The 16,224-nt window shown below is 39.7% G+C and carries 19 protein-coding genes; 6 read left to right on the top strand and 13 right to left on the bottom strand.

Translation table 11 applies throughout. The features are described from left to right. Positions 1–60 precede the first annotated feature (60 nt). Positions 61–1,395, top strand: coding sequence for a trigger factor (locus tag AC3IRX_RS05285; protein WP_489211422.1), 1,335 nt, complete (start codon positions 61–63; stop codon positions 1,393–1,395). Positions 1,396–1,511: 116 nt separating this feature from the next. On the opposite strand, the gene AC3IRX_RS05280 is transcribed toward AC3IRX_RS05285, so the two are convergent. Together AC3IRX_RS05280 and AC3IRX_RS05275 are read right to left on the bottom strand one after the other, a co-directional pair. Beyond that, positions 1,512–2,105: a DUF3109 family protein gene (locus AC3IRX_RS05280; RefSeq protein ID WP_459083398.1), complete on the bottom strand. Its 594-nt coding sequence runs from the start codon at positions 2,103–2,105 to the stop codon at positions 1,512–1,514. Positions 2,106–2,114: 9 nt separating this feature from the next. Beyond that, the gene (locus tag AC3IRX_RS05275) at positions 2,115–3,020 is read right to left on the bottom strand and encodes a DUF6427 family protein (RefSeq protein WP_489211421.1); all 906 of its coding nucleotides are present in this window, start codon (positions 3,018–3,020) and stop codon (positions 2,115–2,117) included. 43 nt (positions 3,021–3,063) lie between these two features. On the opposite strand from AC3IRX_RS05275, the gene AC3IRX_RS05270 reads away from it, so the two are divergent. Next, positions 3,064–3,294 (top strand): hypothetical protein, encoded by a 231-nt coding sequence (locus AC3IRX_RS05270; RefSeq protein ID WP_459112023.1) that lies wholly within the window; start codon positions 3,064–3,066, stop codon positions 3,292–3,294. A gap of 65 nt (positions 3,295–3,359) precedes the next feature. Here the strand turns inward: AC3IRX_RS05270 and AC3IRX_RS05265 are convergent, their stop codons facing one another. From AC3IRX_RS05265 to AC3IRX_RS05225, 9 genes are all read right to left on the bottom strand, one after another. Beyond that, on the bottom strand, positions 3,360–3,524 hold the full coding sequence (locus AC3IRX_RS05265; protein WP_489211471.1) for a hypothetical protein: 165 nt from the start codon (positions 3,522–3,524) through the stop codon (positions 3,360–3,362). 26 nt (positions 3,525–3,550) lie between these two features. After that, positions 3,551–4,345: a phosphatase PAP2 family protein gene (locus tag AC3IRX_RS05260; protein ID WP_489211419.1), complete on the bottom strand. Its 795-nt coding sequence runs from the start codon at positions 4,343–4,345 to the stop codon at positions 3,551–3,553. Between the two features lie 126 nt (positions 4,346–4,471). Continuing rightward, complete coding sequence (locus AC3IRX_RS05255; protein ID WP_489211417.1) at positions 4,472–4,903, bottom strand: PepSY-like domain-containing protein; 432 nt, start codon at positions 4,901–4,903, stop codon at positions 4,472–4,474. A 67-nt stretch (positions 4,904–4,970) separates the two neighbouring features. Continuing rightward, positions 4,971–5,711 (bottom strand): COG4705 family protein, encoded by a 741-nt coding sequence (locus AC3IRX_RS05250; RefSeq protein WP_489211416.1) that lies wholly within the window; start codon positions 5,709–5,711, stop codon positions 4,971–4,973. A gap of 70 nt (positions 5,712–5,781) precedes the next feature. Further along, entirely contained in the window at positions 5,782–6,618 is an 837-nt protein-coding gene (locus AC3IRX_RS05245; RefSeq protein ID WP_489211415.1) for a GLPGLI family protein, read from the bottom strand. Positions 6,619–6,718: 100 nt separating this feature from the next. Further along, a complete protein-coding gene (locus AC3IRX_RS05240) occupies positions 6,719–8,671 on the bottom strand; it encodes an LTA synthase family protein (RefSeq protein WP_489211414.1) in 1,953 nt (650 codons plus the stop codon). Continuing rightward, positions 8,655–9,038 carry a diacylglycerol kinase family protein gene (locus AC3IRX_RS05235; RefSeq protein WP_489211413.1) on the bottom strand — a complete coding sequence of 128 codons (384 nt, stop codon included), beginning with the start codon at positions 9,036–9,038 and terminating at the stop codon, positions 8,655–8,657. Before AC3IRX_RS05235 ends, AC3IRX_RS05240 begins: the two co-directional genes overlap by 17 nt. A 55-nt stretch (positions 9,039–9,093) precedes the next feature. After that, positions 9,094–10,380: a sensor histidine kinase gene (locus AC3IRX_RS05230; protein WP_489211412.1), complete on the bottom strand. Its 1,287-nt coding sequence runs from the start codon at positions 10,378–10,380 to the stop codon at positions 9,094–9,096. Between the two features lie 12 nt (positions 10,381–10,392). Then, positions 10,393–11,070, bottom strand: a complete 678-nt coding sequence (locus AC3IRX_RS05225; protein ID WP_489211411.1) for a response regulator transcription factor — start codon at positions 11,068–11,070, stop codon at positions 10,393–10,395. A gap of 236 nt (positions 11,071–11,306) precedes the next feature. On the opposite strand from AC3IRX_RS05225, the gene AC3IRX_RS05220 reads away from it, so the two are divergent. From AC3IRX_RS05220 to AC3IRX_RS05210, 3 genes are all read left to right on the top strand, one after another. Then, positions 11,307–11,663: a hypothetical protein gene (locus AC3IRX_RS05220; RefSeq protein WP_489211410.1), complete on the top strand. Its 357-nt coding sequence runs from the start codon at positions 11,307–11,309 to the stop codon at positions 11,661–11,663. Positions 11,664–11,775: 112 nt separating this feature from the next. Next, on the top strand, positions 11,776–12,189 hold the full coding sequence (locus AC3IRX_RS05215) for a hypothetical protein (RefSeq protein ID WP_489211409.1): 414 nt from the start codon (positions 11,776–11,778) through the stop codon (positions 12,187–12,189). Positions 12,190–12,323: 134 nt separating this feature from the next. Beyond that, positions 12,324–12,743, top strand: coding sequence for a hypothetical protein (locus AC3IRX_RS05210; protein WP_489211408.1), 420 nt, complete (start codon positions 12,324–12,326; stop codon positions 12,741–12,743). Positions 12,744–12,812: 69 nt separating this feature from the next. Here AC3IRX_RS05210 and AC3IRX_RS05205 read toward each other — a convergent pair whose 3' ends face one another. After that, positions 12,813–13,253 (bottom strand): universal stress protein, encoded by a 441-nt coding sequence (locus tag AC3IRX_RS05205; protein ID WP_489211407.1) that lies wholly within the window; start codon positions 13,251–13,253, stop codon positions 12,813–12,815. 133 nt (positions 13,254–13,386) lie between these two features. Between AC3IRX_RS05205 and AC3IRX_RS05200 the strand changes: the two genes are divergently transcribed. Next, positions 13,387–14,667 carry an alkaline phosphatase family protein gene (locus AC3IRX_RS05200; RefSeq protein WP_489211406.1) on the top strand — a complete coding sequence of 427 codons (1,281 nt, stop codon included), beginning with the start codon at positions 13,387–13,389 and terminating at the stop codon, positions 14,665–14,667. A 1-nt stretch (position 14,668) separates the two neighbouring features. Here the strand turns inward: AC3IRX_RS05200 and AC3IRX_RS05195 are convergent, their stop codons facing one another. After that, a complete protein-coding gene (locus AC3IRX_RS05195; RefSeq protein ID WP_489211405.1) occupies positions 14,669–16,147 on the bottom strand; it encodes an alpha-amylase in 1,479 nt (492 codons plus the stop codon). Between the last annotated feature and the right edge of the window lie 77 nt (positions 16,148–16,224).

Below are 16,224 nucleotides of genomic sequence, written 5' to 3'. Positions count from 1 at the left end.
TGTTTGCAAAATTTTCGTATTTTTGCGAACCTTAATTTTAATCAAATAATAGATCATATAATGAACGTTACAGCACAAAATCATGATGAGGTAAGCGCATTACTTACAGTGACCGTAGACAAAGCGGATTATAAGGGGAATGTGGACAAACAACTTCACAACTACGCTAAGAATGCCCAAGTACCTGGATTCAGAAAAGGAAAAGTGCCAATGGGCATGGTAAAAAAGCAGTACGAAGCTCCTATTTCTTACGAAGAAATTAATAAAGTAGTTTCTGAGGCTTTAAACAACTACATCAAAGACAACGATCTTAAGATGGTAGGTCAGCCCGTACCGGTCCCTGTTGACGATTTAGATCTTAACGCAGAACAATTGACTGTGTCGTTTGAAGTAGGGTACGAGCCCGATTTCAAAATTGACCTGGCTTCTTACTCGGCTCCTCACTACGAAGTAGAGGCGTCTGACAAAGAAATTGGACAGAGCATTGAAAACATGCAAAAGCGTTTTGCTACGCGTGTAGAGCAAGATAAAATTGGAGCGGATTCTCAAATTGCTCTTGAAGTATCTCAAGTAGTAGAAGAAGATGCAGAGGGTGAGCACCACCACCATCCAAAAACGGTTACGGCAACCAAGGAAACAAAAGCAGCCTTCGAACTTGTGAAAAAGTTGAAAAAAGAAGGAAGCGTGAAAGTTTCTAAAAAAGAGTTGGAAGAAAATGAAGACTTAGCGACTGAGCTAGGATTCTCAAAAGAAGAAGTGGAACACCTTCACCACGACGAGGTGGAAGTGAAAGTAATGGACATCTATTCTTTAGATCTTCACGAACTTAACCAGGAGCTTTTCGACAAAGTATACGGAGAAGGAACCATTAGTTCAGAAGACGAATTAAAGGAGAAAGTAAAAACGGAACTTGACGAGTACTTCCAACAAAATGCAGACATTCACTTCGTGAACAAAATTTTGGAACAAGTAAACGAAAAGCAAGAAGTTAATCTTCCCGAAGCATTCCTTGTAAAGTGGTTACAATTCTCAAACGAGAATATTCAGTCTGCAGAGCAAGCGAAAGAGATTTTTGAAAACGAAAAAGAAATCGTAAAATCTCAAATTATTGAAGGGAAATTAATGACTGACAATAACATCGAGCTGGATTACGCAGACCTATTAGCACAAAGCGAGCAAATGGTAAGAAACCAACTTGCGGTTTACGGTATTCACCACCTTCCAGACGAAGAAATTCAAAAGTACGCTGTAGAAATGCTTAAGCAAGAAGAACAAGTAAGACAAATTTCTTCTGAAGTAGGAATGGCGAAACTGAAAGACGTAATTTTGGAGACTTCTGAAAAGAAATCGACCAAAGTATCTCACGACGAGTTTTTAGAAATTCTAAAGAAGTAAAATATAGGCTCACCTAGCCTTTTACAATACAATAAAAAATCGACCTTAAAAAAGGTCGATTTTTTTGTTTTCATATCGTTATAAGTCCTGTTAGCTCCTAATGCTAGGACTCGATTTTACTCCTTATCAGAGTTGAATTCTTTTTCCCACTCTGTGGCCGCATCGCTAAGCACATTGTAAAAATCCTCTCCGTATTTACGGATTAAAGGCGTTTTTAGGAATTTGTATACCGGAACTTCAAGGGATTTTCCTAAGTCGCAGGCGGGGGCACAAATCGGCCACTCATGGTAATTTAAGGCGGTGAAAGTAGAGTACTCTGTCGTTCGAATCGGGTAGAGGTGGCAAGAGATTGGTTTGTGAAACTCTACAGCTCCTTCTTCATACGCCTTTTCGATTCCGCATTTGGTTACCCCTTTCTCATCGAAAATGACATAGGCACATTCGTTTCCATTTACAAGCGGGGTTACAAGACCTCCGTCGTAGGGGTCAAAAGTCCAAGCTCCTTGTTCTTCAATCGCTTGAAGTCCTTCTTTTCGAAGGTAAGGTCTTAGTTTTTCTACAAGGGTATCTAAGAGTTCGGCTTCTTCCTTCTCCAAAGGAGCGCCCGCATCTCCTTCTACGCAGCAAGCTCCTTTGCAGCGTGTGAGGTCGCATACAAACTGTTTGGAAAAGATATCCTCGGAGATTAATTTATTGTCTATTTGAATCATAATGGAAAATTAGAAAAATTGAAAGAAAGTTCCGCCTTTATAAAGCAGTAAGCAAATTAAAATGACCCATAGTCCAATTTCTCGGTAGGCATACTTAGGCAAATAGCGTAGCATGCGCGATAGGATTAGACTTACGGGAAAAGCAAGAACCAAAAGGTATTCGTAATGAGGCCCCATATAGAGCACAATGCTTATGGCTTGTGCGAGGGTAAAAACCAGTAAGAACGTATATTTAAATCGAGAGTCAGGGCTCTTCTCATTGTAATGTTGAAAATGGTCAAAGATTGCATAGATACTCATAAGGAGTATCGGAAGTAAGAAGTAAAGCGGGTAATAATCCTGCATTAGAGATCCCACCGTTAGGGGCAAGTAATTAGGATCGAGCGTTGTATACCCAATAAAAAACATCACACTCAAGTAGGTCACTAGGCAAAGGCATATCCCGAAAAAGAAACGGAATAAGTTGAGGGCAATGTGCTGAGCCGTGGCAATGATATGGAGTATCACAAACAGTAGCATTGGCCAGACAGGAGGGAGAAAAAAATAGTTCACCGCACATAAAAATCCAACCAAGAGGTAGGACTGCTTGCGGAAATGTTCCTGCGTAGAGGTTAAAAGAAAAAGCAAAACCGAGTTGACAAAAAGCGTCACCGAAATACCAATATCGATGGTCCCGTCATAGAACGCAAAGATAAGCGCCGTGTATAAAACCAAGGGCAGATGCGTATTGTAAGTCAAGTTTATTTGATTAAAAACGAAATACCCCAAAGCGACCCCACAAAAGGCGATTGCGACCGAAATAAAATCCAGATAACTAAAATTTAAAACGTTGAAAAGCACTACTACAACGAGAAGAAAGAAAATATAGACCGGTATCGAAAAAATATTGCTTTCTTTTGAAAGTAGTTTGAACATTTTTTAATAAATTTGTGCAAAGTTAATTTAAAAAAGGAAAATAATGACATCTTTCTGGTTATTCTTAAGTGACGTGTTCAAGTGGGCATTTGGTTTTTACGATTTGTTCGGTAACGTGTTAAATTGGGTTCTGTTTTTCGTGGCTAGTGCCATCTTCATTTATTGGTGCTGGGAGCTAATGGTTCCGCTTGGGAATAACAAGGACAAAGATTACAAATCTCCTTCGAAAGTAAAGAGACCGTATTACGATCCTGCTATTTACAAAAAAGATTAATTAATTGATTGTTAGAAATACCGCTCCCTATAAAAGAGCGGTATTTTTTTTGCCTCAAACGGGAATTACATTTTTTTTCTCTGATGAGAAATGAAAATAAGTATACTTATCAGTGCAAGGGGAACGAGAGAGACATTCAAAGTGCCTAGATCGAGTCCTCCTTTCGCAAGAGGTTTGGTTATGAAGTCTCCGAACGTAGCCCCAAAAGGGCGAGTGAAAGCGAAGGCAATCCAAAAGAGGGCAATCTTACTTAAGGTTAAAACGATTGAACCCAGCTAAGTCCTAAGGCCTTTTCCTGATAAAAAGGCATAATCATACTCGCTCCTGACTTTTCTTTTTTGCTTTTCATCATCCTACTTATTTTTGGATAAAGCCAGTAGGCGAGTTCCGTAGATAAGATTCCAAATCCTGCACCAGCCACGATGTCGTTTACCCAATGTTTGTCATTTATACCTCGGTAAACCCCCGTGAAGATCGCAAACGAGTATCCAGTCATACTAAGTAAAAAGTGGGTGTCTTTATATTCTTTGAACATGAAATGCGCCGAGGAAAAAGCGGTTGAGGTATGTCCTGAAGGAAAAGAAAAGTGGTTGGAACCGTCTGGTCTTTCCTCTTGTACAATGTGTTTTAAGGGAATCACAAATGCGGCCGAAATTAATTGCGAGGTCACATAAAGAAGGGTCCTATCCTTTAGATTGTGTTTTCCTTCAATTCCTAGAGCGTTTAATCCATACACTAAAGCGACAGGCGCATATTGGGTAAAGTTGTCTAGCGAGGTGTGTTTAAGGTTGTGCTCAATGATTTCTTCTCTCGTGGAGTAATTGAGCTGTTTGACTCCGTCGTTTTCAATTCCAAGCGCTCCAAGGCCGATGAGAATGCCCGGTGCAATAAGATGTTTGTAGTTCAGCGTAGGGGTCGTATCCAAAGTGTCTAACGCTTTTGGAGTACTTAGTTCCATTTGCGGACTTTGAAAACTGACTTGGGCTCTGAGGATTCCTAAGTAAAGAAACATCAGAAGGGAAAGCAGAGTTTTCTTACTTAGTGCATGCATTTAGCGAATACTAATTTTTTCAAATGGATTTCGATGCGTTTTAGAATGGTGGTTTTTGCCTATTCAATTGAAAAGACAGCTCTTGTTCTATTTGAAACAAGGAGCTGCCTTTTGAGACTCTATTTCTTAGTCGTTGTTTATTTTAAGAAAATCGCCTTTTGAATTGAATAGGATATCTTTTCCATCCACTTCGGCTTCGTAGGTAACGATGCCATGGGCATCCATTATTTTCGCGGCTTCTTTAATTTTTTTGTTTGCGTAATTTTTTGAAATGTAAGCATTCACAGAACTTGGAAGTGCTTCTGTTTCCATTTCTACTTCGGTTTCTAAAAGGGAACCTGACGCTGAAAATAGGGCGGAATGCTCTGTTTTCCCCATAAGGAATCCCGCTTCATACTCTCCATTTTCTTTTTCCCATTTCACGGATGTGGCTTTAGGGAACTGCTTTTGTAGTTCTGCTTTTACCTGCTGAGGAACTTGTTTTTCTTGCATTTTTTGAGCCTGTACCAAGCTAGTAGTAGATACAAGGGCTAGCGAAAGAATAAATAACTTTTTCATTGCTTTTAATTTTAAATTAATAAAGCAAAGTTGGAAGATGATTTTGTAGAAACTTTGAATATTTATACTAATTCCACTTTTTCTCTCTCTGATGAGAAATGAAAATCAGTATACTTATTAGTGCAAGTGAAACAAGTGAAGCATTCAAAGTACCTAGGTCGAGTCCTCCTTTTGCAAGAGGTTTGGTTAAGAAGTCTCCGAACGTAGCCCCAAAAGGCCGAGTGAAAACAAACGCGATCCAAAAAAGGGCAATCTCATTGATTTTCGTGAATCGATGAAGTAGTACGACTCCAAGAATGATTAGGCCAGTCACAAGGGCTCCCGTTAAATAGCTTAGTCCTAAGTTGTCACTTAAAAAATCACCAAATGCAGTACCTAAACTGTTGGAGAACAAAACGGCTATCCAAAAGAATATTTCTTTTTTAGTTTCGTTAATGGGATAGACCTCAAGAGATTTGTAGGTTTTGAACCATAATAACAGGGTGAGCCCCAGACAGGAAAAAAGAGTAAGGCTTCCTACCAAGTACCCAAAGTACAAGCTTCGGTCAAGAAAATCTGAAATCTCAGTCCCTAAGGTGGTAGTGGCAATGATCACCAGCCAGAAGAGAGCGGGAACATACCGCTTGGCTCTTAATTGCACAGATAAACAGAGGACGAAAAAACTAAGGGTGATCAAAATTCCAACGGCATATCCATAATTGAGGGTCATGGATAGAAAATCCCCTAAAGTCTCGCCCAGAGTGGTCGCGATGATTTTCATGAGCCAAAACAAAAGTGTGATGGCCGCAACTTTGCTAATGGGTTTCATTGTTTTTTGGCAGTAAAGCTAAAACTCAATTTGGTAGGAATTTAGAAGCAGCCCTATTTGAGCTTTTCCTTTACTCTATTTCAATGGAGTTGTTGTGGTTTTGATAATAACGGAGCAGCGATTTTTCTTGTTCTTTTAATTGCTTTATTACGTCTCCATCTACCTCGCCAATATGAAGTAAAAGATCCCCTAACGGATTTTTTTCGTATTGCTTTTTTAGTTTCAAAAAATTTTCTTTAGTGGATTGGGTCATTGGAAACCTTTGATAATCCATAATGTTATCTTCGTAAAGGTTTTCCGATTTGATTTTTTTATTTCCGATTAGTTTCCAAGAATATTCTTTCTTTTGATCTTCAATTTTCACGATTAGCCCGGGAAGTCCCCAGAATTTATAAGGCCCATCCTGGATGGGTAGATCCGCAGTAAACCAGGCTTCCCATATCCGGCCCCCAAATTCAGCGGTTGCTTTTTGGCTTAAATAGTTACTGACTGTATCTTTTACTGGGGATAATTTCCAATTGATTTTTTCTTTCTCTTCGTATTGAACAGAGGATTGATCCCCTAGAATGTCCTTGTAAAAAATCTCTTTGCTTTGATAGTTTTTAATAATAATAAAAGAGTGATTTATCCTCTTTGCCATGACCTTATCAATGTCAATTTGCGCTCCGTATTTTTTTTGATTTTCTTCCGCGACTATAAAAATGGAATCCTTCTGTAGTTGATCATACGATTGAAAAATAGATTTATTTTGACCCACGGACAAAACGTTAAGTTCTTCACTTGTTTCCTCGCAAGTATCGCATGCTTTGTAAGACAATTGATAGTAAAAACGAACTTGTTGACTGAAAAATGAATTTGAGAATCCAATTGCAGTTATTAGAATTGTTTTGAGTAAAAAAGATTTCATATTTAAACTTCTCGGAGTATCAAACTTAAAAGCTACTTGACGTGGTAGACAATCCAAATATGCGAAAAAACTAAATAAGATTATTTCGTGTTTTTAGGCTTTACTTTTTCATTTTTCCATTCTTAAATCTCTCACTTGCAGTTTGGTAATACGAAATGGTTTGTTCCACCAAAGAGGGATCTATAATTTTTAGTTCCTGCATAGCCTCATCCTTTTGAGAAACCTGAAATTGTTTTACTCGTTTTCGATCGTCAATCTGTGTGAATATATTATTTTTCAGGATGCCCAAGGTTCTGTAATTTCCAATGAAGGCGCGCTCTTCTCCTTTCTTTGTCTGCCAAATATCCTTTCCATAGAGACTCGTTTTGTAGCTCCAGTTTAGATAACCAAAAAGTGTCGGCATTAAATCAATTTGTGAAGTCAAGCGATCGATTTTTTGAGGGGACTGAGGTAAATTGTAAATGAGGGCTGGAATGTGATGTTTGTCAATGTTGATTTCCCATTTCCCAGCACTGCTTGCGCAGTGGTCAGCCACAATGACAAAGACTGTATTTTTAAACCAAGGTTTGGTTTTAGCTTTTTCGATAAACTTGCCAAGGGCATAGTCTGTGTATTTAACTGCGGCATCTCGGTCGCCTTGTGGTAGATCAATTTTCCCTTCAGGAAAGGTATAAGGTCTATGGTTTGAAGTGGTCATTACAAATTGAAAGAATGGCTCTTTGGAAGCTGCGCTTTTGTCCGCATACTGAAGTGCTTGGGTGTAAAGATCCTCATCGCATATACCCCATGCATTTTCAAAAGTGACTTCACTATCTGGAATTGCGTAGCGTTTGGTTTTGATTTTATCGGAAAGAGGATTTCCTCTATCCCTATCTACGATGTCAAAGCCTTGACCCCCGAAAAAAGTGTTCATGTTATCAAAGTATCCATCTCCTCCATAGATGAAGTAGGGATGGTACTTCTTCTCTTCTAAAATGCTTGCAACCGAAAATAGATTTTCATTTGCAGGTCTTCTAACGATGCTGTTCCCTGGTGTAGGAGGAACACTGAGCGTAAGGGCTTCCATCCCACGGACGGTCCTTGTTCCCGTGGCGTAGAGGTTTGTGAAAAATTGACTTTCACTCGCTAGTCTTTCGTAATTGGGGGTTAGGTTTTTCTCATTTCCAAATTCTGAAAGAAAGTCGGCGCTAAAGCTTTCGATGGCAATGAGAACAATGTTGGGGCGGATTTCATTTTCTCCTTTTGTAATTCGTTCTATGTCATCATACCCCGTTGAAGAATAGGTTTGATTGGTTTGCAAAAGGGACTCTTTCAAGATAGAATAAGCTTTCATATCGTCTAGCGTTGGGTAAAAGGTGCTATAGTCCAGTTCGTTAGATCGAAAGGCTGCAAAGAAAGAAAAGACTCCGTTTTTTCCTAGCTCGTTCACGACAAGATTGCTGGAAGAGTCTGCTTGTTTGTTTTTAAGTGAGAGTAAAAGAACGACTCCCAAGAGCAGAATAGGAATGGCAACAAGTGCTCTTTTTGAAATGGGTCGTTTGTCAGAGAAGGTGGCGCTAAGAATATGCTTTTTATAGAAGAAGGTTAATGTGCCTACAATGAGAGCTAGGAGTACAAGTACAATCAGAGCAATAGGGTAGGATTCGTTAATGTTCGAAACGACTTCGTATGTGTAGATTAGATAATCTACTGCTATAAAATTAAATCGGACTCCAAATTCCTCCCAAAAAGGATACTCAGCCATGACACTAAAGAAGATCACAATCAAAAGAAGAACGAGATAGAAATAAGTAAAAATTCGATCGGCTAAAGAACCAATCCACCTTTTTGGGAATAGGAGCAAATAAACCGCGTAGAGGAATAAAAAGGCAATCGCAATGCACAAATCAAATGCAAAGCCAGTCAAAAAAGCCCGAGCTAGCCCACCTATATTCGCTTCCACATCTTGGAACGACCAAATTAGGAGAACGACTCTCGTAAGTAGCGAGAAGACTAAGTAAAGTATCCCAATCGAAAAAAGAAGGGAAAAACGGCTGTTAATTAATTTTTTCATAAAGGTAAGGGGAGTATATAATCACAAGAGTAAAAAAGGCGGTGAGGGCTGCAAAGGTCACTGCCCCTGCAGATATGTCTTTAATAAACCCTATTCTAGGGTGAAATTCAGGATGAAGGAAATCGCATACTTTTTCTACGGCCGTATTGAGCCCCTCGATGCTTAAGAGTAGGCCAAATGCGAACACTTGAAAAAGCCACTCGATGGTGGAAATACGAAAGTAGAATCCGATACAAACGAAGCTCACAGCAATTAGCGCTTGAGTGATTACGGAATGTTCCGTTTTAAGGAGTAAGAAGGCGCCTTTAAACGCATACCGGATACTCTTTAATCGACCGATGGCAAAGCCATCGTTTGGGTTTTTCATATTCAATTTCTTAAACCCACAAAGGTGAAATTGAATTTAGAATTAATTTAGAATTTTAGAACGTGATTAAAAACTCGTGGGATCCGTTCTCAAACCGGTAATCGATTTTCCAATGATGAAATTTGCAGATTTCAGAGACGATGGAAAGTCCCAGCCCGCTCCCATCTCTTTCTGAAGATAACTTTGAGAAGCGTTTGAAAAGAAACTCTTTACGGAGCGCTTTTTCGCCGGAGTTTCTTATCCCAAGTTCTAGAGTAGATAATTCCACTTCAATCGTCCCTTCTGGGTCTGTATGGCGAATTGCGTTGATTAAAAGGTTGTTTAGTAAAACTTCCGTTAAGCTAAGATTTCCGGTAATGTCTAAGACGGAATGGATAGAAGAGACCAGATGAATATTTTTCCCTTCAAAGTGAGGTTCAAGATTATCCAAAACTTGCGTAAGCAAAGTCCCCATGGGGATTTTGTCAGAGTTTACGAATTGATTGTTTTCGATTTTCGCGAGAAGAAGTAGGTTCTTGTTGGTTTTGGAACTGCGAAGTAGTGCTGCATTCATTTCTTCAGCAATAAGGTACTGCTCCTTGCTTAGGTCTTTAGTCTGCAGCAAGAGATCCACTTTCGATTTTAGAATAGCGAGTGGGGTTTGAAGTTCGTGCGATGCATTTTCGGTGAATTCTTTTTGGCTTTGGAACACGGCCAAATTCTTGTCCATTAAATCGTTAAGAGCCAAATTGAGCTGCATAAATTCAAGTGTATCTGTTGAGTCAAACGCTATTTTTGAATTTTGGTTTAGGTTAAAGGTCTGGAGTTTCTCTAGCGTTTGATGAAAAGGACCCCAAAGAGTCTTGGATAATTTTCGGTTTAAAAGATAGAGACCCACCACGATAAGCAAAAAGAAAAAGGCGGTAATAAGTCCGATCACAAGAACCGTATCCTCTGTTTCTTCAATGTTGGTTTCAATGGAAAATTGGTAGGGCTCGTCCTGTATATAAATTACTTTTTGAAGATTTCGGTATCTTTCAAGGTTGGGGTCTGCGGAGAAAGGTTTGTACTTTTCTGTGGTAAAGATCGTATCTTTTTTAATTTGCTGGATTGAGATTCTCTCAATATTGGTTCCGGGTTGAATACGATTCCAAATCGCGATGTTCTGAGCTAGTTCCTGAGGCGAGATCGCATATTTGTTGAGTTCATAGGCGGTTTTTTCCGCCACGATTTCGTTGTGTTCATCCAGTTCTTCTTTCCATATAGAATCAATCACATAGTAATACACAGGTATGCTGACCCCTAAGATAAGTAGGATGTAAAGAAGAAAAGGTGTAGTGGTTTTGCTTAGTAAGGGTTTCACCGTCGTATTGTTTTAGTTGCTTTCCCAGCGATATCCTGTTCCGTAGACTGTTTTGATCGAATGCTCGTAGCCGGCCTCAGAAAGTTTCTTCTTTAGATTTTTCACGTGTGCATACACGAAATCATGGTTGTCAAACATGTCTGCAAAATCGCCAGAAAGATGCTCTGCTAAAGTACTTTTGGACAGAACCCGGTTTTTGTTCCCTAGAAAATAAACGAGCAAATCAAATTCTTTTTTGGTTAGGGGAAGCTTTTTCTTATTTACGAAAGCCGTTTTTGCTAAAAGGTCCACTTGCAACTCATCTTCATTTACAATCGTGTGGTTTTGGAATTTCTTGCGGCGAATGATAGAAAAAATCCGGGCGCTTAATTCGGACAGGTGAAAGGGTTTGGTTAAATAATCGTCCGCGCCCATTTCAAGTCCTGTAATTTTATCGTCTAATGAGTTTTTAGCAGAGATGATAATAACGCCATCTTCTGCATCCGATTTTTTTAATTCTTCTAAAAGCTTAAGTCCACTCCCTCCCGGTAGCGTGATATCAAGTAAAATGCAATCGTATTGAAATCCATTGATTTTTGAAAGGGCCTCCGAATAACTATAAGCAACCTCGCAACGATAGCTTTCTTTCGAAAGATACTCTACGATGCTACTCGCTAATTCCATTTCGTCCTCTACAAGCAGAATTTTCATGTAGTAAATTTATGAATAGATTTGGAATAACAACGAAAGCATTGCTAGGCTGTCTTAGATTGCCGATTTTATGGGAGTTCAGCACTTTCTCTTTTTCGGAAAATACCTAAGTCTAGGTATTCTTGATAGGCTATTTCTTTCTATATTTGACTCCACTTCTAGAAGCATCCCTTATCCCTTAAAAACCACTACTATGAAAACAATTGCAAGCTTATTCTCAAGGTCTTCAGGCTCAAATGTACTTATTTAACGCCTTTCGTTTCGCAGGGGCACCCGATTCTGCAGGTAAGCATACTTTTGAATTGGGAAATTTTAAAGTCCTTCTCAATAGCGACAAGAATGAAGTCTTTCACATTAATGGCGATAACGATGTCGTCTTAAAAGAGGACGTACTTGCTAAGGGTGTAGAAATAAAAAAGAATCCGAATTCGACGGAATATTTATTTAAATATGCGAATGGCTCTTTTTCCTCCATCGTGGTGACTGACTATGAAGGGGCAGGTATTGAGGATGATTTGAAGGTGTATGACGGCTCGGATGAAAAACTCCATCTAAAAGGGATATTCCAAGCGATCTATGTAAGAAAAGAGTAAGTGAATGAAAGAAGTTCCAAGCTCAAAACCCTCTGCTTTTTTTAAATAAATTATTTTTTTACTATATCTAGGGTTCTCACTTAGGAATATCTCTTTTAATTTAAATACTACTATGAAAACAATTGGAAGTTTACTACTAATGATCCTTTTATGTTCTTCGCACGGTCTTCAGGCTCAAATGTACTTTTTTGATGCGAATGAGTCGTATGTGGACGTTGATTCAGAAGGAAACGATCTGTTCGAAAAGAAAAATTTTAAATTAGTAATTGACGGTAAGAAAAATGAAGGCTTTCTTACTAGTGAGGACACAAATGCCGTTAATTGGAAGAAAGCGTTTCAAGGAGATCCCTATGTTAAGAAAACCCCAGAGTCTACTGAATATGTTTTTGGATTTGGTGCCATGTCCTCCCTTGTGCTATTGGATTATAAAGATCCCGCAAAACAAGACGTGTTGAATATTTACGATCTTGCTGCCGAAATGCACCATTATCAAGGCAAATTCAATCTCCTTGTCCTTGATAAATAGTAGCTGGGGAGTAAGATGTTGAGCTCCAAAAATACCTACCTCTAGGTATTTTTGGAACCTTGGTTTGTTGTAGCTTTGTTCGTGTGATAGAAACGTTTTTAAGAAGAGTCCTTCCTTAATTCAAATCCACAACAATGAAAACTACACTTAGCCTACTGCTTCTGATTCTGCTTTGTTCTGCAAACGGTCTTCAAGCTCAAATCTATTTTTTTGACGGAACAAGTTATGCTGGAGCTCCGGATTCTTCCGGGGGACACAACTTCGTTAAGGGAAAAATGAAGGTTCTTTTAACGATTGAGAAGGAGGAGCTCCTTTTAATCAATGGGGAAAATGATGAGGTGATCTCCAAGGGGCTACTTGAGAAGGACGTTGAAATTACAAGAAAGTCTGAATACAACAATTATTTGTTCACCTACGACCTCTTATCTTTTTTGCAGGTGATAGACTACGTAGATCCAAACAAAGAGGACGATTTAAAGTTTTTCGAAATTGGGGAGGAAGTACTTCATTTAAAAGGCCAATTCCATGTGGTCTACCTTACGGTGAAGCAGTAAATCGTCCTCACTAAAGCCAACCTGTAGAGCCCAACGTCCTTTGGGATTACCGAACAAAAAATACGTTCCTTAATTGTCGTGGCAAGGGATTACGAGTACAGGGATAGAAGAACTTTTTGTCAGATCTTTGGTTAGACTTCCTACAAATACATCGTAGATTCCACTTCTTCCGTGAGATCCCATAACAATGTAATCGGCATTTTTGTCCTTTGCGTATTCTAAAATCACATCTTTCGCGATTCCTTGTCTTAGCAGGTGCTCACACTCAACGCCCATGGCTTTGATTTTTTCTTGGAGTCCATTTAAAAGATGAAGCTCTTCTTTGATCTCATTTTGTTCCACTTCAGGAAAGTATTGAAAGCCCATGTCCCCAATGGCAAATCCGATGTCGGAAGGAGCCACGTGAATAAGGAAGATTTTACCCTCTGTGGTCTTGGCAAATTTAACAGCTCCTTCTATCAATAAATCGGTAGAATCGGAGAAATCAACTGGAAATACAATATTCGTCATGATGGTATGGTTTTACTAGACTAAAGTTAAGCATTTTTTTAACTTCGAATAGAGTCTTATCCCGATTTAACATGAAATTAAAGCTTCCCCTCTAAGAAAGTCCTATTTTTGTAAGACTTTAAGAAAATTTGCCATGAAAAAGTACCTTATTCTTTGCTATAGTTTCGTCTTGTTTTTTGGATTCGCACAGGTGGATACTGCGCAAGTGGTCGTTCCAGGCCGCAGCAATAGTGCGGAAGCAATGAAAAAACCGTACGTGATTCTAATCTCTGCAGATGGGTTTCGGTATGATTATGCAAAGAAATATGGCGCGAAAAACCTTTTAGCTCTAGCCCATGCAGGGGTGCAAGCGAAAGCCATGGTTCCTTCTTATCCTTCCGTTACCGGACCGAACCACTATACGCTCGTGACTGGAATGTATCCGTCTCATACGGGATTTGTGGACAATTACTTCTACGATACGAAAAGGCAGGATGATTTTTCAATGAGTCGTGCGGGAAAAACAACAGACAGCTCCTGGTTAAAGGGACTTCCGCTTTGGGGTCTAGCAGAAAACCACCATACGATGGCCGCGAGTTTGTTCTGGGTAGCATCGAACGGCACCGCAGGAGGAACAAGACCTAGTTATTATTATCCCTACCATGAGAAGTTTGATGCAAAGCAGCGTATTTCCATTGTAGAGAATTGGCTAAAGCTTCCCGAAGAAAAAAGGCCCCATTTAATTACGATGTATTTTTACGAGGTCGACAAGATGGGCCATTTGCACGGTCCTGAATCCAGTGAAACGAAAGAGGCCGTACTCATGGTGGATCAAGCGGTAGGAGAGCTAAAAGAAAAGGTGAAGAAATTAGGCTTGCCAAATGTCAATTTTATCTTTGTTTCCGATCACGGAATGCTTGGAGTGGATTTAGAAAATCCCCTTTCGATTCCCGAAATTTTAAACGATAGCGAACGCTTTCGTTTTGTGAATGCTCAAACCTTACTGCGCGTCCAAGTAAAAGATCCAAAAGAGATTCTTTCTACTTACAAAGAGCTGAAGAGATCTCGTACAAAAGACTACAAAGTATATCTCGCTACTCGTTTTCCTAAAAGACTTCATTATCGAAGTGGACCCGATACGTTTACTTCCCGAATGGGAGAAATTTATCTAGTTCCTAGAAAGGGAAAGGTCTTTTTAAGCAAAAACGATTACAAAACCCCGGGAAAGCATGGGTACGATCCCAAAAAAGTTCCAGAAATGAAATCTGTGTTTTATGCTACTGGTCCAGAATTTAAACAGGGAAAAACGATCGGAGAGTTTAAAAATGTGGAGGTCTATGGAATTGTCGCAGAGCTATTAGATCTGCCGTACAATCATTCGATTGACGGAACCAAAAAGACAGCTAAGAAAGTTTTGGTTTCTGAGGAGAAGTAATTTAGTTTTCTTTCTTGCTATACACGGCGAGGCTACCTGCAGGGCAGAGAAACTCTCCCCAGCCAGATTCGTTAATTTCAACTACGTGCTCTAAGTGGCCAAGTAAATCAGAAAAGTGAGTGCCCGCATACCGCGTACCCACTTCCATAGAGACTGAATTCTCGCCTGCGTTACTTAAAACGATGGCAATCCCTTCATGCTCCTCATCTCCTTCTCTTGTCCATCCGATGCAAGTGGGCTCTGAGAAGTAATCTCGCTGCAATCCATAAGCATGGTTCTTTCTTGCTTTTAAAAGGAGTTCAAGGCTATCCACTTTGGGTAGGAAAATCTCATACTGCTTGCCATCTTCTCCATGGTCTTTGTAGCTTGCTCCGAACAGGTCCGGATAAAACAGACAAGGGTACCCGTCCTCTCTTAGTAAGATGAGGGCGTAGGCTAGAGGTTTAAACCAAGGTTCTACGGGCGCCTCTAATTGTTGAAGAGGTTGGGTATCATGGTTTGCGACCACAGTGACCGAAAGATCTGGTCTTTCCTTCGTAAGTGTGCCTTCAAAGATTTGGGTTAAGTCAAACCCTTCTCCTTGTTTCGACGCCAAATGAAATTGGTGTTGTAATGAAGGGTCAAATAAACTCATGCATTCCTCGGTGGCTGCAATGTAATCCAAAAGGAGAAGAAGTTGACCAGGAGCCCAATATTCTCCTACAGCAAATAGATTCTTTCCCGTATTCGAGCGAAGGTTATTAAGCCATTCTTTGTAAAAGTTTGGAGATTGATGCTTCACCGCATCCAGTCTCACTCCATCAAAGAAAATTTGGTCGTGGTACCATTTGCCCCAATTGCCGAGTTCTTCTCTTACGAAAGGATTTCGATGCTCAATGTCATTGTACATCAAATAATCGTAATTTCCTTTTTCATCTCCAATCACTTCTTCCCAGCCTTCACCAAACTCGTTTATAATTTGAAAGATTCCAGCTTCTTGTCCTTCTGCATAATCTACGCCTGAAAAGCATGTGAAATTCCATTCAAAGGAGGAGTATTTCTGTTGTCGACCTGGAAATGTAAACTTGGTATAGCTTTCAATCTCAAAGGGCTCGGAAAGGTTCTCTTGTCGATTTTCCGGGTTGACGCGGACAACATGAAATCGTTCTTTTTCATCGCCTCCGGCTTTATGGTTGATCACGATGTCAGCAAGGATTGAGATTCCCGATTCTTGCAGTTCTTTGCAAGCCGAGATCAGCTCCTGTTTCGTTCCATACTTGGTTGGAACAGTCCCTTTTTGATCAAATTCTCCAAGGTCGTATAAGTCGTAAGGATCATACCCAACTGAATACCCACCGCCAGAAGCCTTGTAGGCAGGGGGAATCCATACGGAACTGATACCAAGTTCGTTAAGATACGAAGCCTTTTCTTTAAGATCATTGTAAAGTACACCGTTCCCTTCACTGTACCAGTGAAACCCTTGAAGCATGACCTGATTCATTTGTTAGATATTTACACGAATTTACGCAAACTTAAGCAGCTTACTGAATTTATAATGGAATAGTGCGAGTACTTAAA

The organism is Epilithonimonas sp. KH_059 (genome assembly GCF_057838485.1).
Note: the sequence above shows the minus strand (reverse complement) of the source record. Positions and strands in the feature narration are given on the sequence as shown.